A 22,261-nucleotide genomic window follows, 5' to 3' on the forward strand; every position below is an offset into this window, starting at 1 on the left:
GAAGTTAGCCATGATAACCCGCAACCGGCGTTCAGAGTTTCCATAAGTAAGTGTTTGGCCGACGAGCTAGTTCAACTAGAGTTCAATTCCCAACTACCGGTCGTTTTACCCTATCCTTTTTACCCATTCACTTCACTGGGGCAACAGTAAACTCAGGCTACTAACGCCTTATCTAGCTCTATAGCTATGGATTGATAGCTCCCTAAACCCTATGAAAGCCTGTATTCTTCTCCTCCTCTTCACGGCTCAGATTGTGCCCCTGGCTACCGCTCAGTCCAGCAGCGCCACTCAGGTGAAAACCGCCCAGGGAACCCTGGAAGGGGTTATCGAAACAAGTGGTATTCGCTCCTTCAAAGCTATTCCCTTTGCCGCTCCGCCGGTGGGTGAACTCCGCTGGCAGGCCCCCAGACCCGCAAAAGCCTGGACTGGCGTCCGAAAAGCCGACAAATTTGGGGCCCGGGCCATGCAGCGGGCCGTTTTCGGGGATATGAACTTCCGCTCCAGTGGCATGAGCGAAGATTGCCTCTACCTCAACATCTGGACCCCAGCCAAGTCAGCTACTGACAAATTACCCGTCCTGGTCTACTTTTACGGCGGGGGCTATATTGCGGGTGATGGATCTGAACCTCGTTACGACGGGGGGAGCATGGCTCAACAAGGGATTGTGACCCTGACGGTGAACTATCGACTAGGGCCCTTTGGCTTTCTGGCTCATCCCGAACTCACCAAAGAATCGGCCCATAAAGCTTCGGGCAACTATGGGTTGATGGATCAGAGCGCGGCCCTGAACTGGGTTCAGCAGAACATTGCCGCTTTTGGGGGGGATCCCGGGAAAGTGACCATCGCGGGTGAATCGGCGGGTTCTTCCTCCGTGAGTGGGTTGATGGCATCGCCGCTGGCCAAAAATTTGATCCATGGCGTCATTGGGGAGAGCGGTTCGTTACTGTCCCTCCAACCGCCCGTTTCGCTGGCCCAGGCCGAGGAGATGGGTCTAAACTTCGCCAGGATGGTGGGAGCTAGTTCGTTAGCTGCTTTACGGGCGATGCCCGCCGAACAACTCCTGGAAGCCACCGCTAAACCCGAATCGCCCCGCTTCCGGCCCATTGTCGACGGCTATTTCCTGCCTAAATCAGCGGGCGAGATTTTCCGGGCGGGCGAGCAGGCTCATGTACCCTTACTGGCTGGCTGGAACTCGGAAGAAGCCAACGCCCGGTCCATTCTGGGCGATGAGCCACCGACTCCGGAGAACTACCGACGCGGGGTCCAGAAACTCTTCGGGGAGCGGGCCGAGGGTATATTGAGTTTATATCCGGCCGCCAATCCCGACCAGGTGTGGCAAGCAGCGACCACCCTGGCCAGCGACCGGGGAACGGGGTATAGTACCTGGAAATGGATCGATGCCCATAGTAAAACGGGTGGTCAACCCATCTATCGCTATTACTATACCCGCCCCCGTCCGCCTATGCGGCCCGAAATGGGCAATGCCGTAGCGGGAACGGCTGGAGGCGTCATTCGGGGAACCGAGGCAGCGGCCCTGAAGGTGCCGCCCGCTCGGGGGGCGGTGCATTCGGCCGAAATTGAGTATGCGCTGGGCAACCTGGCCACCAACCAGGTCTTCGCCTGGACCTCTGAGGACTATAAAGTCTCGAAGTTGATGCAGGCGTATTTTGCCAACTTCATCAAACGGGCTGACCCCAACGGCCCCAACTTACCCCCTTGGCCAGCCCTGAGTGGCGAGAAAGCCGTTCAAGTCATGCACATCGATGTAGCGTCGGGGGCTCAGGCTGAGCCCCCCCGTGAACGTTACCGGTTGTTAGAGCAAACGAATAACAAGTAAAATACCCCGAACACTATTGCTTTTAGAGAGTAATTTGTTGACTATCAGAAAACATAGACTCGACTGCACTCTACTTTTTTTCTGGTGCATAACCGCATAGAGCTGGATGGCCTTTTACAAACGGTCATTCAAAAAACGCCTTGGCAGTACAGGAATTGGCGAGCGCCTAGACTAATGTCCTATCTCATGGGTTTCCCAAAATAGTATTTTACCGCTATAGCGACTATCGATCATATCGATGCTATCTACTAAAATATTTTGTACTTTTTACAGGTAGTGTTCGGAAAAGGCAACCATTACGTGAACGCTTTCAGGCACGAATAGCAAGGGTCAATCTGTTTCTCTGCCCAACAAATAGCGTCTATTTGGCCAAGGGTTTTCCTGAACGGAAATGGCTGATCCTGTATTTGCACTAAAGCAATGAATAGGGCTGAGTTAATTGTTGAAATTAGCACTACTCAACTGGCACATTATTAAGATTACACGTATTGCCTTTTACTGAGCTCCACAGTAAACCATCTTAAGGTAGTGTCCAGTAAAAGGTATCAAGTCCACTTGGCACGAGGAGAGGCCTCCAGCACATCCACTTGGCGATAGAACAAGTGTGGTCTTGGGTTGATCCCGTGTGTATCCGATTTCCATCACTAAACGGTCTAGTTGGTTACGGCCGCAGCAGCGGCAGTGTAACGGTGAAGAACTGATCATCCTCCTTCACGCCCATATCGATCCCGCCCAGAAGCCGGTACTGCGTGGCAATGTTGGCCAGCCCCACCTGGTTGGAGATAACGCGGGTAGTTTTCCGTTGCAGGTTATTGCGCACCACCAACTGAGCGTCGGCGTTGGTTTCGATGCAGATAGTGAGCGGCTGTTCGGGCAGAATGACATTGTGCTTAACGGCGTTTTCAAGCAGCAGTTGGAGCGTCAGCGGGGGCATCAGGTGGTCGGTGTAGCGGGCATCAACGGCCTGTTCTAAGTGGATGTTGGTACCGTATCGGGTCCGCAACAGGTGAAAGTACGAATGCGCAAAGGCGAGTTCGTTCGCCAACGTAGCGATCTGCTCTTCGTTGGAGCGCAGCAGGTAGCGGTACACACTGGCCATTTCTTCCACAAACTGTTCGGCCTGCTGACCATCTTCTTCAAGCAGCGAGGAGAGTGTATTCAGACTGTTGAACAGAAAATGCGGGTTAATCTGGCTTCTCAGGCTGTCGAACTGGCTTTGCAGGTTGGCTTTTTTAAGCGCTTCGGTTTCCCGCAGTGTCCGTTCCCACCGCTCAAACGTTCGCACCCCTTCATAAATCGAAATGACCAAAACCCCCACGAGCGCCTGAAACAGCAACGCCCAACCCAGCCGCTCGGTCTGCAAAAGCATCAGGCGGCCACCGGCCCAGGCGTAGCAGCCGTAGATCAGCGTCACCGCAGTGCTGCCTGAGAACAGGCACCAAACAAACAGGGCCAGGAGTTTAGCCAGAATCTGACGAAGGCGTGGAAACTGTCGGTCCAGGTATAGCCCTGCTGCATTATTAACCTGCCAGGTCGCTAAAGCGAATAGGGTGGTGACCCCCGTGGCGAATAAAAACACACGCCAATTGTGCCAGTACGTACTACCCAGCAAAATCGTATTCAGCAGGCTGATGTAGACCGGAATGATGAGGGCCTGTAGCACATCGTCCTGATTGGAATAGCGTACACTTTTAATCATATTGACGACTGTGGGGTTGATAGTGGTACCAACAGGCGTTCCTTGGGTGCTAATGGCAACTGCACCCTGAAGCGCTTGCCGTCGTCTTCAATGATGAGTTTGGGTAACCCCAGCGCATAGAACCGGGCCGATAGCGTAGCCAGTCCACCCGGCTGAACCCGAATGGGGGTTTTCCTGCGTTGAATAGCATTACAGACCAACAGCGTATCCGGTCCAGACGAAAGGCATACCTCTAGCGGCTGATCGGGCAGCAGGCTGTTGTGGTGAAGGGCGTTTTCGATGAGTGTCTGCAACGACAGCGGAGGCAGGCCGTAGTCCATCAACTGGTCATCGACGTTGATTTCCCACTGCAGAGCCTTCCCAAAACGCGTGTCGAGCAGGTAGCGGTAGGCGTTCATAAAGGCCATCTCTTCGGCTACACTGACCAGCGGTCGCTGGCCGGCCTGCAAGAGGTAGCGATAGACACTCGACAGTTCGTCCAAGAACAGACCTGCTTTCTGACGGTCTTCGGCGATCAGGGCCGAGAGCGAGTTGAGACTATTAAAGAGGAAATGCGGGTTGACCTGGTTTTTAAGGCTGTCAAACTGTCTTTGGAGGCCCGCTTTCTTGATCGCTTCTGACTCCTGGACTGCTTCCCGGTATTTGTGGAGGTAGTAAATTACCTCAAAGATTGATCCCATGAGCAACACACTGGTGAAGCCGATGGTGATGAGTCGAGCGTACACCGTCCAGTCAATGGGGATCGACGCTACCTGTAGTCTGTCGCTGAGCCAGATCAAGAGCGACTGCAGCGAAGCGGTAATGACAAAGTAGCCCATGAAGGTAATCAGCACCCGCCGACGGGTTTGTCGCATGCTGGTGTAGCGACGCCGGACGTAGAGCAGCCAGCGCAGGGCAACCTCCCATATAAACAGCGCGTAGCCAATGCCCACCATCGACCAGATGGCATATGCTACGACGTCATACTGGCTATCTTGGAGGTACAACAGGTTGGTAGCCAGAATAACCAGCGGGATGCAGATTGCACGGAGCCATCGATCGTTGGGGCGTTCCAATTGAGGTAGGGAGGTTAGCACAGCCGATAACAAACGTATTGATTTTACGGGAATTTTCCACACAAACCGTGCCTATTAACCGGCTACATCGTTCCGCATGCCACTGTGTTTTGATCTTTGATTATGGGCCGGAGGGTAGTGGCTTAATTGCGTTGACTCCAGTATTTTGTGAATGGAATAAGAAGCGGTTGGCTGCCAGCCTTGTGCCCTGACAAGACAAGTCAAACCGCCCCGGTGGCCCGGCTATGGCACAACTCGTGCAGAGTAAAAGACCATTTCGTGTACGCTTATAAGCGCTAATGGCAAAGGTCAAGCTGTTTCAATGAGCAATTAATAGCGTCCATTTGGCCAAGCCTTTATTTAATCGATTATCTGTTATACCTGGCTAACATATTCTGTCGCATACGAGGTCATTAATTTTAAGCAATCTTACTTAGTGACTTGATTTTTCTTTTATAAATCGTTCATTTTGGAATTCCATAATTCCGATGTTATGAACGATTTTACAGCCACAGACCATTCCTTTACTGGGACGGACCTCACGGCTTCACCGGCTACCGCCGAAATGCCTACCACCAATGGCGACGGAATCTACCTCTCCAAAGCCGCTTTTACTGAACTACTGGCCAGAGCTTCCTATAAAGAACAGGACTGCCTGGATGAGCGGGCATTGTTGACGGTGTTATCCGAGGTACGAAGCGGCAACTTCAAAGTTCGGATGCCCGTCGATAAGTTCGGTATCAGCGGTAAAGTCTGCGATTCGCTCAACGAAATCATTTCGCTCAATGAGCAACTCACCCTTGAACTGACTAAAGCCAGCAAAACTATTGGTAAACAGGGGAAACTGACCCACCGGGTAGAGGTCCCGGCCGCCCGGGGTTCCTGGAGTACTAATGTGGAGTCGATCAACGACCTGATTTCGGACCTGGTACATCCCACTATTGAGATTGCCCACGTGATCTCGTCGGTAGCTAAAGGTGACCTCTCTCAGGAAATGACGCTGCACATTGGCGACCATAAACTACAGGGTGAATTTGCCCGGATCGCACGTGAGGTAAACGGCATGGTGAAGCAGCTAAATCTGTTTTCAGCCGAGGTAACGCGGGTGGCGCGGGAAGTGGGTTCAGAAGGTAAACTCGGTGGTCAGGCAACAATACTGGGTGCGGGCGGGGTGTGGAAGGACCTCACCGACTCGGTAAATCAGTTGGCCGGTAACCTCACCGTTCAGCTACGCGACGTATCCAAAGTGGCAACGGCCATCGCCAACGGTGACCTGACTCAAAAAATTACGGTAGATGCAAAGGGCGAGATTCTCCAGATCAAGGACGTTATCAACCAGATGGTCGACCAGCTCAACTCGTTCTCCTTTGAGGTAACACGGGTAGCGCGGGAGGTAGGTACGGAGGGCAAACTCGGTGGGCAGGCATTTGTGCCGGGCGTGGCCGGTACCTGGAAAGACCTCACCGACTCGGTGAACGGGATGGCCTCCAACCTGACGGGGCAGGTACGGAACATCGCCGAGGTGACCACCGCCGTGGCCAATGGCGATCTCTCCCGCAAGATTACCGTCGGCGTAAAAGGAGAAATCTTAGAATTGAAAAACACCATCAACACCATGGTGGATCAGCTTAACTCCTTCTCGGCGGAGGTAACGCGGGTGGCGCGGGAGGTAGGTACGGAAGGAAAGCTGGGCGGTCAGGCCGAAGTGCAGGGCGTGGCCGGTACCTGGAAAGACCTCACCGACTCGGTAAACCAAATGGCCTCCAACCTGACGGGGCAGGTACGGAACATCGCTGAGGTGACCACCGCCGTGGCCAAGGGAGACCTCTCCCGCAAGATTACCGTCGGCGTGAAAGGGGAAATCTTAGAATTGAAGGACACCATCAACACGATGGTGGATCAGCTCAACTCGTTTGCCTTCGAGGTAACACGGGTAGCGCGGGAGGTAGGATCGGAAGGCAAACTCGGTGGGCAGGCCGATGTACCGGGCGTGGAAGGGTTGTGGAAAGACCTCACCGACTCGGTGAACGGGATGGCCTCCAACCTGACGGGGCAGGTACGGAACATCGCCGAGGTGACCACCGCCGTGGCCAATGGCGATCTCTCCCGCAAGATTACCGTCGGCGTAAAAGGAGAAATCTTAGAATTGAAGGACACCATCAACACGATGGTGGATCAGCTCAACTCATTCGCCTTCGAGGTCACGCGGGTGGCCCTGGAAGTAGGGTCGGAAGGAAAGCTGGGCGGTCAGGCCAAAGTGCAGGGCGTGGGGGGCACCTGGAAAGACCTCACCGACTCAGTGAATCAGATGGCCTCCAACCTGACGGGGCAGGTACGGAACATCGCCGAGGTGACCACCGCCGTGGCGAAAGGCGATCTCTCCCGCAAAATCACCGTCGACGTAAAAGGAGAAATCTTAGAGTTGAAGGACACCATCAATACGATGGTGGATCAACTCAACTCATTCGCCTTCGAGGTCACGCGGGTGGCCCTGGAGGTGGGAACGGAGGGTAAACTCGGTGGTCAGGCTAAAGTACAGGGCGTGGCCGGTACCTGGAAAGACCTCACCGACTCGGTTAACCAGATGGGATCGAACCTAACGGCTCAGGTACGAAATATCGCCGAGGTGACCACCGCCGTAGCCAATGGGGACCTCTCCAAAAAAATTACGGTCGACGTGCAGGGTGAAATCCTGGAATTGAAAAAAACCTTTAATACCATGGTCGACCAGCTCAACTCATTTGCCTCTGAGGTCACGCGGGTGGCCCTGGAAGTAGGGTCGGAAGGAAAGCTGGGAGGCCAGGCCAAAGTGCAGGGCGTGGGCGGTACCTGGAAAGATTTGACCGACTCGGTGAACCAGATGGCCTCTAACCTGACGGGGCAGGTACGGAACATCGCTGAGGTAACTACCGCCGTGGCTAAGGGAGACCTCTCGCGTAAAATAACCGTTGACGTTCGCGGGGAGATCCTGGAGTTGAAAAACACCATCAACACGATGGTGGATCAGTTGAACTCGTTCGGTTCCGAGGTATTCCGGGTGGCGCGGGAAGTGGGCACGGAAGGTAAACTCGGGGGCCAGGCCGAAGTGCAGGGCGTAGAAGGACTTTGGAAAGACCTGACCGACTCGGTAAACAAGATGGCCTCCAACCTGACGGGGCAGGTACGGAACATTGCCGAGGTGACCACCGCCGTGGCCAATGGGGACCTCTCCCGAAAGATTGAGGTCGACGTGCAGGGGGAGATTCTGGAATTGAAAAACACCATCAACACGATGGTGGAGCAGTTGCGAGCCTTTGCCTCGGAAGTAACGCGGGTGGCGCGCGAAGTGGGTACGGAAGGTAAACTGGGTGGACAGGCCAACGTGCCGGGCGTAGCCGGTACCTGGAAAGACCTCACCGACTCGGTGAATCAGATGGCGGGCAACCTCACCGCTCAGGTGAGGAACATCGCCGACGTGGCCATTGCCGTAGCCAACGGCGACATGTCGCGCAAGATCACGGTCGACGTACGCGGGGAAATCCTGCAACTGAAAGAAACCCTCAACACGATGGTGGATCAGTTGCGGGCCTTTGCCTCGGAAGTAACGCGGGTGGCGCGGGAAGTAGGTACGGACGGTAAACTCGGTGGTCAGGCGTTCGTGCCGGGGGTAGCCGGTACCTGGAAAGACCTCACCGATTCGGTAAACCAGATGACGGGTAACCTGACGCTTCAGGTGCGGAACATTGCCGAGGTGACGAAAGCCGTGGCCTCCGGTGACCTATCGAAAAAAGTGACTATCGACGTAAAAGGGGAAATTCTTGACTTAAAAAACACCATCAACACGATGGTGGACCAGTTGAACTCCTTCGCCTACGAGGTAACGCGGGTGGCGCGCGAAGTGGGTACGGAGGGCAAACTGGGTGGCCAGGCCGAGGTGCAGGGCGTGGCCGGTACCTGGAAAGACCTCACCGACTCGGTGAACATGATGGCCTCCAACCTGACCAACCAGGTGCGGGGTATTGCCAAAGTTGTGACAGCCGTAGCAACGGGTAACCTCAAACAAAAACTCTCCATCGTGTCCCGTGGTGAGGTAGCCCAACTGACCGATACCATCAACGAAATGATTGATACCCTGGCGGTTTTCGCCGACCAAGTAACCACCGTGGCCCGCGAGGTGGGCGTAAACGGGCGGCTCGGCGGTCAGGCCAGCGTACCGGGCGCATCGGGAACGTGGAAGGGCCTGACGGAGAACGTAAACCAGCTCGCCGAAAACCTGACCACGCAGGTGCGGGCCATTTCGGAAGTGGCCTCGGCCGTAACGAAGGGTGATTTGACCCGGACCATTCGCGTAGAAGCCAAAGGCGAGGTGGAGGAATTAAAGGACACCATCAACCAGATGATTGCCAACCTCCGCCAGACTACCCTGCGCAACCAGGAGCAGGACTGGCTGAAGTCGAACTTAGCCAAACTTACCCAAATGTTGCAGGGTCAGAAGGATTTGACGACGGTAACGCGCCGAATCCTGTCGGAGCTGGCGCAGGTGGTGAATGCCCAGCAGGGTATGTTCTACATTCTGGAGCAGGACGAAAATTTCCAGAATCAGAAGCTACGGCTCTTCTCGGCCTATGCCTACAACGAGAAGGTAGCACTGACGCACGAACTGACGCTGGGCGAAGGGCTGGTTGGGCAGGTGGCCTTAGAAAAGGAGCGGATTCTGCTGACAAACGTGCCCAAGAATTATACCCGCATCAAGTCGGGCCTGGGCGAGGCTAAACCGAAGAATGTCATCGTGCTGCCGGTCTTGTTCGAGACCAAGATCAAGGCCGTCATCGAGCTGGCTTCGTTTGAGCCATTTAGTGAAATCCACTTAGACTTTCTGGAGCAGTTGACCGAGAGTATTGGTATCGTACTGAACACCATCGAGACCAACTCCCGGACGGAGGAACTGCTGGCGCAGTCGCAATCCCTGACGGACGAATTACGATTGACCAACGAAGAACTCCAGGACAAGGCGCTCCTGCTCGTTAAGCAGAAAGAGGAGGTAGAGGCCAAAAACAACGAGGTGGAAGAAGCCCGCAGTTCGCTGGAAGAAAAAGCCAAACAGTTGCAGCTCACCTCGAAGTACAAGTCCGAATTCTTAGCTAACATGTCGCATGAGCTACGAACGCCGTTGAATTCGCTCCTGATTCTGGCTCAGCAACTGTACGAAAACCGCGACGGTAACCTGAGCGAGAAACAAATTCGTTACGCCAAAACGATTCACAGTTGCGGAGATGACCTGATTCAGTTGATCAACGACATTCTCGACCTGTCGAAAATTGAATCCGGCTACATTTCCACCGATTTTGGCAAGGTGCGCTTTATGGAAATCTCAGCCTTTGTCGAGACCACCTTCAAGCACATCTCCGATAGCAAAAACCTGAAGTTTACCATCGATGTGGACGAACGCATGCCGGACAGTCTCGAAACCGACGTGCAGCGGCTGAACCAGATTCTGAAGAACCTGCTCTCCAACGCCTTCAAGTTCACGGAGAAAGGCGAGGTGAGACTCCGAATCTACGAAACCAACCGGACATGGAAACGCGGCACGCATAACTTAAACAACGCGTCCCGCATTGTGGCCTTCGAGATTCGCGATACCGGTATCGGCATCTCTAAAGACAAACAGAACATTATTTTTGAAGCGTTTCAGCAGGCCGAAGGGTCAACCAGCCGCAAATATGGCGGTACGGGCTTAGGCCTGTCCATCAGCCGGGGATTGGCCGAGTTATTGGGCGGCTCCATCGAACTGGTCAGCGATCCGGGTGCGGGCAGCGTTTTCACCCTGTACTTACCCTTGGACTACGCAACCGCCGACTTCAAGATCGAAAAGCCAAGCAGCATCGCCAAAAGTATTACCTTCAGCGAATACCACCTCGAACAGGACGATAAAGACGCGCCCATCCAGTCGGTACCGACGATTAAATTGCCTGAGCGGGACCTGGAAAACATCAGTGAGATCATCAACGAAAACGGCGATGACCGCAACAACGTGGGCCTGAACGATAAGGTCGTGCTGGTGGTGGAAGACGACATGCGCTTTGCCCGGATTATGATCGAAAAAGCGCACGAGAAAGGGATAAAAATTGTCGTGGCTGCATCGTTCAGCGAGGTGTTAACCCTGGCCAACAAGTTCAGTCCAATTGCCGTGACGCTCGACGTAAAACTGCCCGACGCGAGCGGCTGGCGGATTCTGGACATGTTTAAAAATGACCTTAACTTCCGGCATATCCCGGTTCACATAGTCTCCGGCGAAGAGAACCGGCTACTTGCGTTGCAGCGCGGGGCCCGTGGCTTCCTGCTGAAGCCGTTGAAAAACGAAACGCTGGATGTGCTGTTTACCGAGATTATTGCGTTTCACGAACGGACCGACAAACGGATTCTGGTGGTCGATAACGACGCGCATCAGGCATCGCAGATTGCCGAACGGCTCCGGAACGGACAGCTCATCAACGTCGAGACGGTGGGTTCGGGGCAGGAAGCCGTTCGGTTACTGGGCGCTACGGACTACGATTGTGTGATTACCAATTACACCCTGCCGGACGTCGACGGCCTGAAATTTGTCGCGGATGTGGATCGGCTGAAGACGCCCATGGCACCGGTGTTCGTTTATTCGGAAACAGACTATACCACCAAAGATCGCACGGCCCTCCGCCAATACGCGCACCGGGTTGTCACGAAAGATGAGCCAAACTTCCTGGACCACTTGCTGGAAAATACCATTCTGCACAATCACCTAAACTACAAAGACTTACTGCCTGAACAGCAGAGAGTGATTGAGAATTTGCGGTTGAAAGAAGATGTTCTGATTGGCAAAACCATCCTGGTTGTCGACGATGACGTTCGGAACCTGTTTGCCCTCACAACCGCGTTTGAGCGATTTGACCTAAAGGTGATCACAGCAGAAAGTGGCCGGGAAGCTATCACCATTCTGACCGAAAACAATGACGTCGACATTGTGCTGATGGACATTATGATGCCTGAAATGGATGGCTACGAAACCACGCAGAAGATCCGGCGGGAGCATAAAAAAACGAACCTACCCATCATCGCCGTTACGGCCAAAGCTATGAAAGGTGACCGGGAAAAGTGCATTGACGCCGGTGCATCGGATTACATTACCAAACCCGTGAAAATTGACCAGTTGATGTCTATGATGCGAATCTGGTTGTATAAATAGACTAATCAATGAAAATCGCCAGTGAGGTAAAAATTTTGGTCGTTGATGATCGGGAGGATAATCTCCTCTCCATTGAAACGATTCTGGAGAGCGAAAACTACCAGATCGTAAAGGCAAATTCCGGCCTTGCTGCACTAAAAATTCTGCTAAATCAGGAAGATTTCACCCTCATCCTGATGGACGTCAAAATGCCCGGCATGAGTGGCATTGAAGCGGCCGAATTAATTTACCAGCGGGAAAAATTGAATCACATTCCTATCATCTTTATTACCGCTTTTGATAAAGATGAAGAAGGTATGTTTGAAGGGTACCGGATGGGTGCCGTTGATTTTATTTATAAACCCATCAATCCGCAATTGCTGCGCTACAAAGTGGGGGTATTCATTGAGCTTTTCCGCCAGCGAAATCAACTCATTGATCAACAGGAACAACTGCGTGCCAGCAATGCCAGTCTGGAGCGGGAAGTTCACGAACGCAGACTATCCGAGCGTGAAGTTCAGGCACTCAACGCGCAGTTAGTGCAGCGCAATCAGGAACTCAATGCCAGTAATGAAGACCTGGCCCAGTTTGCCTATGTGGCCAGCCATGATTTGCAGGAGCCGCTCCGGAAAATTATTTTGTACAGCGATCTGGTGAAACAGAAGCTGTACGGCCAGATTGATTCGGACAGTGACTTCCGATTGGACAAAATAATTCACTCAGCCAGCCGGATGCGTGACTTGATCCGGGGCATCCTGCAATTTTCCCGCAACGACCATGCTGCTGAAAGCTTTCAACTAATTGATTTGAATCAGGTGGTTAGCCAGGTACTCGCCGACATGGATGACGAAATAGTTAGGAAAGAAGCGTTGATATCTGTGAATCAACTTCCTAAAATCTGGGGAGTGCCTGTTCAAATTAACCAACTGTTTCAGAATCTCATTAATAACGCCATGAAATTTGGCAAAACCGGCAGTAAACCTGAAGTGAACATCGACGGTAAACTGATCGAGGCCGACCAGCTTCAGAAGCTACCAAATAAGAAACTGGAAACGAATTATTATCAGATTCTGGTAAAAGATAACGGCATCGGTTTTAAAATGGAACATGCCGATGCCATTTTTGGAGTTTTCAAGCGGTTACACACAACCAAGGAATATCAGGGCACCGGCATTGGCTTATCAATTTGCAAAAAAATAGTCGACCGACATCAGGGTTTCATCAGGGCAGAGGGCCAGCTTAACCAGGGTGCTACGTTTATTATTATATTGCCAGAAGTGAGGCCAGAAATTAGGTTAGCTCATCATGACTTGTCCTGACAAATTGTCACGTCCTAAAATCACCCGATTGTGCAGACACTATTGAATACCTAGGACAACTTGAGATGGGCAGCTTGAGCCATTTTCCTATCTTGTCACTGCTTCAGCCATAAGTTCCTCAACATAAATGGTACGTATCAGTCCTTCCTAAAATCTGAGTTGGAATGTAGTAAGCCTCTCAAGGAGGCAATTGTTGAATACACTGGCGATCTCCCAGCGAGAATCCTGTATAGAAAAATCTTTAGACCCATCTACATTCCCTGAAGTCTTTTCAACCCTGTACTCAGTCATCAAGATGGAAAAGCAAACCGCAGCCCTGCCCGTTGTCAATACCCTTGCCGCTGGTATTGATATTGGCTCCCCTGAGCATTGGGTAGCCGTCGACCAGAACAAAGAAAACGTACGCTCTTTTGGCATCTATACCCTGGATCATCAGCAGCTCATCGATCATCTGCGAGAGCATGGCATTACTTCGGTGGCCATGGAGAGTACAGGCACCTACTGGCAAACCCTGTTCAATGCGTTGCAAAAGGCTGGCTTTACCGTGCTCTTGGTGGGTGGTAGTCAAACCAAGAATGTGCAGGCCGGGCCGCCGTCGCGGGCGCAAAACAGACTTGATCGATTGTTTGTGGCTTCAGAAGCTTCACTCACTGGGGCTATTGTCGGGTAGTTTTTTGCTCAGCGATACGCTACAAGAGTTACGTACCTACTATTACCATCGCCAGCATCTGATCGAACAGTTGGCCACCTACACCCACAAAATGCAGAAAGCGCTCCGGCTGATGAATATCCGTCTGGATGTGGCTATCCGCGACATCACCAGTAAGTCGAGACTGGCTATTATTGATGCCATTTTGGCCGGTCAGCGCGACCCGCATGAGTTAGCTGCTTTAGTTGATATCCGAATGAAACGATCCAAAGAGGAGATCGCTCAATCGCTACACGGGAGTTGGCGGCAAGAATACCTCTTCGAGTTGAAAGCAACTCTGAGCTTTTACCGCCAATACCAGCAGGCTTTACTCGACTGTGATCATGTGATTGAAGAGGCCCTGCGACGGAGTGTTGCCTCCGAGTTAGTGTCCCAATCGGTTCCCAAAACTCCCGAAACAGCCAAGAAGAAAATTAGTAAGAATGCCCCTTCCTTTGCCATCTCCGGGTTAGCCTATCACTATTTTAAAACGGACCTGTTTGCCATCTCTGGCATTAGTCACAGTACGGTGCTTTGTCTGATGACCACATTGGGCAAGGATGTCCATAAGTTTACCTTAGCCAAAAGCTTTGCCAGTTGGCTGCGGTTAGTACCTAACAATAAAATCAGTGGTGGTCGCATCATTAGTCATCGTACGCCCTCGGGTAAATCCTACATTGCAATAGCCTTACGACAGGCGACCAACTCGATTAGCAATCAAGTCAACCATGAGTTGAGTCTTTTTTTCAAACGCATTGCCTATAAGAAAGGGTGAGTGGCGGCCATCACGGCCACGGTACGCAAGTTGGCGGTGATTATCTGGAACATGCTGACCAAAGAGGTACCTTATAAAAAGGTAGAAGTGAAAGCAACTCTTCAAAAAGATAGAGAAGCGAGTTTACGGCAAGTAAAACGGCGTTTAGCAGCGCTAGATTTAAGCCAGGATGAGTTGATGAGGTTGTTTGCAAAACCCTCTCTATCACCGGAATAGCTATTAGTTGTATAGAAAATATTGACCATAAATAGTCAACTTATAGACAGACTCGATTAACTACACATATCGATAAATTTCAGGCGTATCCGTCACAAAGGCTTGCTTGTCAGTAAGTTATTACTACCTTTTCTTCTTCATTCATGGATGCTAGTGTTGGGCAGCGTTTGACCACCCGTCACAGACGGGATAAGGGTCGTCTACCGCTCAGGGGAGAAAGGCTTACCCTAATTAGACAAAAATACGATGGACGCTTACTGGCCCGCGGTAGCGGGGTGATGCTTTGTTACCGTTTACTCTCCCTTCAATCATGAGGACAGGCACAGAACAGGTTAAACTAGGGAATTGACCTTTTCACTGGCGAGTGATTGGGTGGTAAAGCGGCAGGGCGTTACGATGGAAGGGGTGTCGAGGGCAGGTGAACGCTTTGAATCTATGGTTGGCTTACCCTTTGAATCTCGTTGATGATGAAACACCTATCGCTGGCCGCCCAGCTTACATTTCTTAGCGCAGGCTTTTGTATGGCGCAAAGTAAACAAATTGACCGTCTACGACACCAACTAGCTACGACCACCCACGATACCAGTCGGGTGTTGATAATGGCCCGCTTATGCAATGAATTCTCGTTATCTAATCTGGATTCCGCGCTAGTGTATGGAGATAAGGCTTTAGCCCTGTCAAGGAAGATAAACTACCCAACGGGTCAGATTCGGGCGATTGCCTTCCAGAGTGGGGTAGCCAATAATTTAGGCAATCTGCCCAAAGCCCTTACGCTGGCCTATGAAGCCTTGCGTATAGCGGAGGCCAATCAGCTCGCGGCCGAAAAAAGGTGGCCATTCATTTATATCTCTACTGTCTATCGAGCCTTACAGGATTACCCCAAAGCCCTCCACTTCCGAAAGATGGCCATGAAGATTGCGGAGGGACTGGATAATGCCAGCTATGAATATCAAAATGTGGGATTGCTTTATGTAAAACTCCATCAACTCGATTCGGCCTCGTACTACCTCCAAAAAGCCTACCGGATTGAACAGGCAACCAATGACTTGCGGCCGATTGTGCTACAGGGGTTAGGCGATATTGAAGCCCAAAAAGGCCATATTGGGGCGGCCCTGGGGTATTACCGGAAAGGGCTTCAGCTATCAGGCGACCTGGAGAGCCACCGGTATTACTCGATTATTAGTATTCAAAGTGCTAAATTATTTCATCGGCTGCATCAGGTAGACTCGAGTATTTATTATGCCCGCTTAGGGTTAACAAACGCCGAACGGGTAGCCTACAAACAATCTATTCTAGACGCGTCGCTCTTGTTGTCGGAGCTGTATGAGCCTATGAATACCAAAGAGGCCTTTCGGTACTTTAAATTAGCGGCAAAAACGAAAGAAAGCGTGTTTGGCGCCGGTAATGTCCAGGCCATTCAACAGATGATTGCTCAGGAAGAGGGCCGTCAGCGAGAAATGGAAGCGGCTAAAGTCAAGTATGCGGACCAACTCAAACAATATGCCCTACTAACCGGCCTGGGTGTGTTTCTGCTGATTGCGTTTATTCTCTACCGCACCAATCAGCAACAGAAAAAGGCCAACCTGCTCCTATTTCGTCAAAAGGAAGCCATCAGCGTTGAACGCCATAAAGCCGAACAAGCGCTGACCGAACTCAAAATCACCCAAACTCAGCTCATCCAGGCGGAGAAAATGGCCAGTCTAGGTGAGCTAACCGCGGGTATTGCTCATGAGATTCAGAACCCCTTAAACTTCGTTAACAACTTCTCGGAGGTTAGCGTCGAACTAATTGAGGAGTTGAAACAAGAAGCTCAGGCTGGCCACACCACTGATGTGATGGCCTTGGCCGATGACTTGACCCAAAACCTCCAGAAAGTTACTCTCCATGGCGGCCGAGCTTCGGCCATTGTCAAAGGCATGTTGGAGCACTCGCGCACCAGCACCAGTGAACGCCAGCCAACGGACTTGAATGCCCTCTGTGAGGAATACTTACGCTTGGCATATCACGGTCAGCGAGCCAAAGACAAAAGCTTCAACGCCGAATTGAAAACCGATTTTGATCCTACTTTACTAAAAATTGAGGTGGTCCCCCAGGAGATTGGCCGGGTATTTCTAAATCTGTTCAACAATGCCTTCTACGCCATTCAGCAAAAGCAGAAAGCTGCCCAAGCCAATTACCAGCCTACGGTTAGGGTGAGCACTAAGCAGGTCATTGGCAAGCTTGAGATTCGCGTTCATGACAACGGGATGGGCATTCCGGATGCTGTGAAGGCTAAGATCTTCCAGCCTTTCTTTAGCACCAAACCCACTGGCGAGGGCACCGGATTAGGGCTCTCCCTGAGCTATGACATAATTACCAAGGGACACGGGGGTACGCTTACCATGGAAAGTACGCTAAACGTCTGTACCGAATTTATCATCACCCTACCCACGCCTTGATTCCCCATGAAACGATGTTACCCTATTCTGCTACTATGGGCTTTATCAATACCGATGGTCTTTGCTCAGAATCCCGACAGCCTCCGTCGACTTCTGGCCCAAAACAGGCCCGATACTAGTCGGGTGTTGCTGCTGGTTGATCTGGGTACGGCCTATAGTTTCTCCCACTCGGATTCCTCTCACCGCTTCATCCAACAGGCTCTCCAATTGGCCCAGCGGCTGAACTTCCCCAAAGGCCAGGGCAGGGCCTTATACGCTCTTGGGGTCGATCTGCGGTTACGAGCCGAATTACCCCAAGCCTTAGCGACTTTGTTTGACGCCTTAGCTATTAACCGAGCCAGTAAAGATCAGCCCGGGGAAACGGCCACCCTGAATTATATTGGCAACGTTTACTCCGACCTGAGGGAGTACCGACAGGCCCTGAGCTACTACAAACAAGCGAAAAAACTCGCCGAATCGATATTGGATAAAGATCGGCTGATAACTGAGTTAATGAATATAGGCGGTACTTATGAGCGGATGAATTTACTGGACTCAGCCCTGCTGTTTAATCAACAAGCATTTCGACTTGGGCCTACGGAAACGTTAGTGCTGCGAAATCTGGGCATCCTTCAAACCCGGTTAGGCAATAACAAGCTAGCCTTTGGGTATTTTCGGCAGGGTTTACTATCGACTTACGCCCGCAATAACCTCCGCAACCGGGGTATGTTTGAGTATTATCTGGCCGACTTATTCTATCAAATCAAGCAACCTGATTCAAGTTTACATTACGCGCACTTAGCCTTAGAAAGCTTTCAGAGGGCCTCTTATAAGAGTATTGAATTGCCACTAAGTAACTTATTAACCCGGCTTTATGTAGGAAAAAACAAGCTGGATAGTGCCTTCCAGTATCAGCGCCTGGAGATGGCCTTGCGAGAAACTTTGTACGGTCCAGAAAAGCTTAATCAACTCCAATTGTTCACACTAGCCCAACAACGTCGTCAGCAAGAGCTGATGGCCGATCAGAAAGAGTACCAAAATTCGATTCGGGTTTATGCCCTACTGGCCGGTTTAAGCGTTGTGCTAATACTAGCCCTAATGCTTTACCGTAACAATCGGCAGAAACACAAGACAAATATCCTGCTTCATGGCCAAAAGGAAGAAATAGACCATCAGCGCAGCAAAGCTGAACAAGCCCTGACCGAACTTAAATCCACCCAGACCCAGCTCATCCAGCGGGAGAAGATGGCCTCATTGGGCGAGTTGACGGCGGGCATTGCCCACGAGATTCAGAACCCGCTGAACTTCGTTAATAACTTCTCCGAAGTGAGCAGCGAACTAGTAGGGGAATTAAAGGAAGAACGGGAAAAAGGAAACGACAGGGATGAAGGATTAGAGGAAGAATTGCTCATTGACCTGGAGCAGAATCTATCGAAAATTACCCTCCATGGCCAGCGGGCCTCCTCTATTGTGAAGGGTATGTTAGAACATAGCCGTACCACCACCGGCGAACGCCAACCCACTGACCTTAACTCGCTTTGTGGTGAGTACCTGCGGCTGGCTTACCACGGCTTCAGGGCCAAAGACAAAGATTTCAATACCGAACTCAAAACCGACTTTGACCCCAATCTAGGCTTGGTAAAGTTGGTGCCCCAGGAGATGGGCCAGGTGCTGCTGAACTTGTATAACAACGCTTTTTATGCCGTGCAGCAAAAGCATAAACTGGTACTGATTGACTACCAGCCTACGGTCACTGTGCGCACATCCCATGACAATAATAACATTCAGATTCGCGTGAAAGACAATGGGGTAGGCATCCCTGAATCGGTCAGAGCCAAGGTCTTTCAGCCGTTCTTCACTACTAAACCAGCGGGGGAAGGCACTGGGCTGGGGCTTAGTTTGAGTTATGATATTGTCACGAAGGGACACAGGGGAAGCTTGTCGGTGGAAAGCCAAGAAGGAGAAGGAACGGCATTTACCATTCAGTTACCCACCACCAATGTTAGTCCACTGGCCTAGAAAGCCTTTTTCCATTGAAGCCTACGAGTCAAGTTTCTCTATACAAGCTACCTTCATAACAGCCGGCAAGGGCAGATGCCTACCAGTGATGGTGTTTAGTAATCTATTTAGCTGCCAATAGATGATAAGCGAGTCAAATGGCTGTAGTATTTAATTTACAGGTTTATCAGTACGATCAAGTAGGCTTAAGTAAGTAGCTGTCATCTGGGTAATATACTATTTGTTATATTGAATAAATTGAAAGGATAGTCTTGGCTGATTATTGCCTAAATATAATTCCTTGAACGACACCATTCGTTCAATAAACCCCTTGGCCGAATGGACATTACTCGTTTCGCATTCCCATGTTTAATGAATTGTTTGAGCTTTGTTGACTTCTCGAATCTCGTATAGGTGGATTAGGCTGTCAACCTTCACAAGAGATGTTTCCAGTCTGACAGGGTAGCTAGCTAATTGGCTTTACAAAAGCCTTGAATCCCAAAAATAATCCTCTGTCCTCACCAGCTGAACGTTACGGCTAAAATCAGGATGTTCAGTATTTATGATATAGTTATACTCGTAGACGATGATGGCAGAAGGTACCTTTAAGACTAAACTTTCCTGGCTGTTGTACCAGGTTGAACCAATCGTCTGCAAAACGGAATAACCGGCTAAACTCCTCCAATTGAGGGGAAGATCTTTTGTTTGAATTTGTTTGATGATATGATCCTCATCGGCGATGGAAATAACCATCACCTTATATGTGGTAGCGGGTTGGATACTCCCTCGGTGAACCACTAACTCCAAGGACGATAAAGAACGCGATGAGCCGGTGTAAATAACCTGCTGGCCTTTCAGGTTCCATCGATTAGCACTACCCGATGAGCTTAATGAATGAGCATGAACCTCTTTACTAATTCGGAAGACTTCCATCGCTTATACATTATCTCCATATTCCATGGCCGTTAACCGATCGTCTACAAATTTTATCCCGGTTACCGTGTTCAAATAAGCATTTGGACTTCTATTGTCGAAATAAAAGTTAGTTCGGTTCAACCATTGGTCAAATTCACTCACTGAGCCAAATACCTCGATGCCATGCTTAATTAAGGCTAACAGTAACAGTACTTGCTCTTTGACGTTTTCCTTGAAGCTAGTTGGAGGCTTTTTATATTCTCGGAATGTTTTGACGCTCACATTGAGCCAATCCGAAATAATATTATCATTAAAGTCCGTTAACGTTTTAATGGCATTGACGTACTGCCAGTTGATGTCCTTGGTGTAGAGGAAGGAAAGAATCTCACTGTCATTAATGTGTCCAGGCACATCTCTTAGAAGAAGGCTGTCTGCCGATGCTGCTCGTTTCATATAGATCGCTCTTTTATAAATAACGCAAATATAGGAAATTCTTCCTTTTACGTGAGGAATATTTACCTGACTTATGTCGTTTGATAAGAAAAGTGGCTGTTGCAAAAGTCAATACCGGATAGAAAAGCTGACTTGGTCGGCCATTTTCAGTTCATTCATAGAGCAGTAATTGGCTGATAAAGCTGACTGCTTAACCCATTAGAGACTTTTGCAACAGCCACAAAAGTTATGGTGCAGTTTATCCGGAATAAAAATGGCAGCAATTAACTCTTAAGTTTCAAGGTTATTGAACTGTATGTCGTCAGCCAAAAGTGGACATATGCGGGTGAAAAGAGAAGAGATACTTTTAGCTGCTTTGCAATTTCTGAAAAATATGATTTTTCCGCCGTTTCAGCAGCGACAACTGCTTAGTTTTTCGGCGTTCTGCTAACAGATGCTGCTGACGACCCCAGTAAGCATCGGCTGGCGTGACATTATCCAAGGACTCATGATAGCGCTGGTGGTTATAATACTCCACCCATTCTCCAATCCGTTTGCTCAATTCATCAGGGCTATAATAATGTTCGAGTAAAACCAGATTTTTCATCGACCGGTGATAGCGTTCGATTTTTCCCTGGGTCATCGGATGAAACGGGGCACAACGAACGTGAATGATGCCTTCCCCTTTCAAATAGTCTTTTATATGCTGAGAAATATAAGCCGATCCGTTGTCTGATAAAATGCGGGGGCGTTGCCCAACGGCTAACCTACTCGTCTTCAAAGCGGCTTGTACGGTTCGCTCCACATCCACCCCTTGCATGCCAGCACATAATTCCCAAGCCAGGATATAGCGCGAGTAATCGTCCAGTACTGTTGAGAGGTAATACCAACCCCATTTCTTGACTTTGAAATAGGTAAAATCGGTCTGCCAAAGCTGATTAGGAGCCGTAGTTGGATTATAGAAATGATCGGCCGCTTCCATTAATCGATAAGCCGGTGTTGTAATGAGTCCCTGGCTCTTAAGCACCCTATAAACAGTTGACTCAGAGACAAACCAGTGCTCAGTATCAACAATATAGCAAGCTAATTCGCGACAAGAAAGATCAGGCCGCTCCAAGGCTAGCTCGACAATCCGATATTTTTCAGTGGCTGGAAGTTGATTCCAACTGCTAGGACGCCGATGAGGCTGTTCAGCCAAGCCATCATAGCCATCGTTCAGATACCGTTTATACCACTGGTAAAAGGTTGAGCGGTTAATGCCTAATTCGCGTAGAGTAGCCTTGACACTGACCGTGGATTGCTCGACCAACGTAATGATTTCCATTTTCTCTGACTGAGTCATGTGATGGTAGAGATTAGTCGTCAGCTTTGAGGCTTTTTTTTAATGCCCGATTCTCCAAGCTCAGTTCAGCTACCAGTTGTTTGAGGGCATCGTTCTCCGACTTCATGGATTGTACTTCCGGTGCGGTGGCCTCCCGAGTGGTATCTCCGGCTAAGCGTTTTTTGCCCGCTTCGAGGAACTCTTTGCTCCACCGATAGTAAATATTTGGATTAAGGCCTTCCCGGCGACAGATCTCAGCGACGGATTGTTCACCTTGGAGGCCTTCCAGGACAATGCGGATTTTTTCTTCAGCAGTGTATTGCCGTCTTGTCTGGCGCTGAATGTCCTTGATAATAGAGAGCGCTGGTTTACGCTCGGAGGGCGATGAAGCTAGCTGAGTTGCTTTGGGGCG

At 50.5% G+C, this 22,261-nt stretch carries 13 protein-coding genes; 8 read left to right on the forward strand and 5 right to left on the reverse strand.

From position 1 onward, the window contains the following. The first annotated feature begins 211 nt into the window (after positions 1–211). Positions 212–1,837: a carboxylesterase/lipase family protein gene (locus tag ACYVI1_RS32550; RefSeq protein WP_460916016.1), complete on the forward strand. Its 1,626-nt coding sequence runs from the start codon at positions 212–214 to the stop codon at positions 1,835–1,837. A gap of 661 nt (positions 1,838–2,498) precedes the next feature. Here ACYVI1_RS32550 and ACYVI1_RS32555 read toward each other — a convergent pair. Continuing rightward, positions 2,499–3,536 (reverse strand): sensor histidine kinase, encoded by a 1,038-nt coding sequence (locus ACYVI1_RS32555; protein ID WP_460916018.1) that lies wholly within the window; start codon positions 3,534–3,536, stop codon positions 2,499–2,501. Beyond that, positions 3,533–4,591, reverse strand: a complete 1,059-nt coding sequence (locus ACYVI1_RS32560; protein ID WP_460916019.1) for a sensor histidine kinase — start codon at positions 4,589–4,591, stop codon at positions 3,533–3,535. Before ACYVI1_RS32560 ends, ACYVI1_RS32555 begins: the two co-directional genes overlap by 4 nt. Before the next feature lie 493 nt (positions 4,592–5,084). Here ACYVI1_RS32560 and ACYVI1_RS32565 point away from each other — a divergent pair, with 493 nt between their 5' ends. The 7 genes from ACYVI1_RS32565 to ACYVI1_RS32595 all read left to right on the forward strand — a co-directional run bounded on the left by ACYVI1_RS32565 (position 5,085) and on the right by ACYVI1_RS32595 (position 19,202). Beyond that, positions 5,085–11,789 (forward strand): HAMP domain-containing protein, encoded by a 6,705-nt coding sequence (locus ACYVI1_RS32565; protein WP_460916021.1) that lies wholly within the window; start codon positions 5,085–5,087, stop codon positions 11,787–11,789. 8 nt (positions 11,790–11,797) lie between these two features. After that, a complete protein-coding gene (locus ACYVI1_RS32570) occupies positions 11,798–13,087 on the forward strand; it encodes a sensor histidine kinase (protein ID WP_460916023.1) in 1,290 nt (429 codons plus the stop codon). A 295-nt stretch (positions 13,088–13,382) separates the two neighbouring features. Continuing rightward, positions 13,383–13,757, forward strand: coding sequence for an IS110 family transposase (locus ACYVI1_RS32575; RefSeq protein WP_460916024.1), 375 nt, complete (start codon positions 13,383–13,385; stop codon positions 13,755–13,757). Beyond that, positions 13,714–14,550 (forward strand): transposase, encoded by an 837-nt coding sequence (locus ACYVI1_RS32580; protein WP_460916025.1) that lies wholly within the window; start codon positions 13,714–13,716, stop codon positions 14,548–14,550. Before ACYVI1_RS32575 ends, ACYVI1_RS32580 begins: the two co-directional genes overlap by 44 nt. After that, positions 14,551–14,766, forward strand: coding sequence for a hypothetical protein (locus tag ACYVI1_RS32585; RefSeq protein ID WP_460916026.1), 216 nt, complete (start codon positions 14,551–14,553; stop codon positions 14,764–14,766). 464 nt (positions 14,767–15,230) lie between these two features. Beyond that, positions 15,231–17,204, forward strand: a complete 1,974-nt coding sequence (locus ACYVI1_RS32590; RefSeq protein WP_460916027.1) for a sensor histidine kinase — start codon at positions 15,231–15,233, stop codon at positions 17,202–17,204. Positions 17,205–17,210: 6 nt separating this feature from the next. Beyond that, on the forward strand, positions 17,211–19,202 hold the full coding sequence (locus ACYVI1_RS32595; protein ID WP_460916029.1) for a tetratricopeptide repeat-containing sensor histidine kinase: 1,992 nt from the start codon (positions 17,211–17,213) through the stop codon (positions 19,200–19,202). A gap of 459 nt (positions 19,203–19,661) precedes the next feature. Here ACYVI1_RS32595 and ACYVI1_RS32600 read toward each other — a convergent pair whose 3' ends face one another. The 3 genes from ACYVI1_RS32600 to ACYVI1_RS32610 form a co-directional block, all read right to left on the reverse strand. Next, positions 19,662–20,114, reverse strand: a complete 453-nt coding sequence (locus tag ACYVI1_RS32600; protein WP_460916031.1) for an RES family NAD+ phosphorylase — start codon at positions 20,112–20,114, stop codon at positions 19,662–19,664. A gap of 3 nt (positions 20,115–20,117) precedes the next feature. After that, a complete protein-coding gene (locus ACYVI1_RS32605) occupies positions 20,118–20,549 on the reverse strand; it encodes an antitoxin Xre/MbcA/ParS toxin-binding domain-containing protein (protein ID WP_460916032.1) in 432 nt (143 codons plus the stop codon). A gap of 346 nt (positions 20,550–20,895) precedes the next feature. Next, positions 20,896–22,261, reverse strand: a protein-coding gene (locus ACYVI1_RS32610; protein ID WP_460916034.1) for an IS3 family transposase whose coding sequence is annotated in 2 segments (ribosomal slippage) — positions 20,896–21,901 and positions 21,900–22,261 — 1,368 coding nt annotated over the 2 segments. Because the reading frame shifts where the segments join, the coding sequence is not laid out codon by codon here. This gene is flagged as partial in the annotation.

The organism is Spirosoma areae, assembly GCF_054781775.1.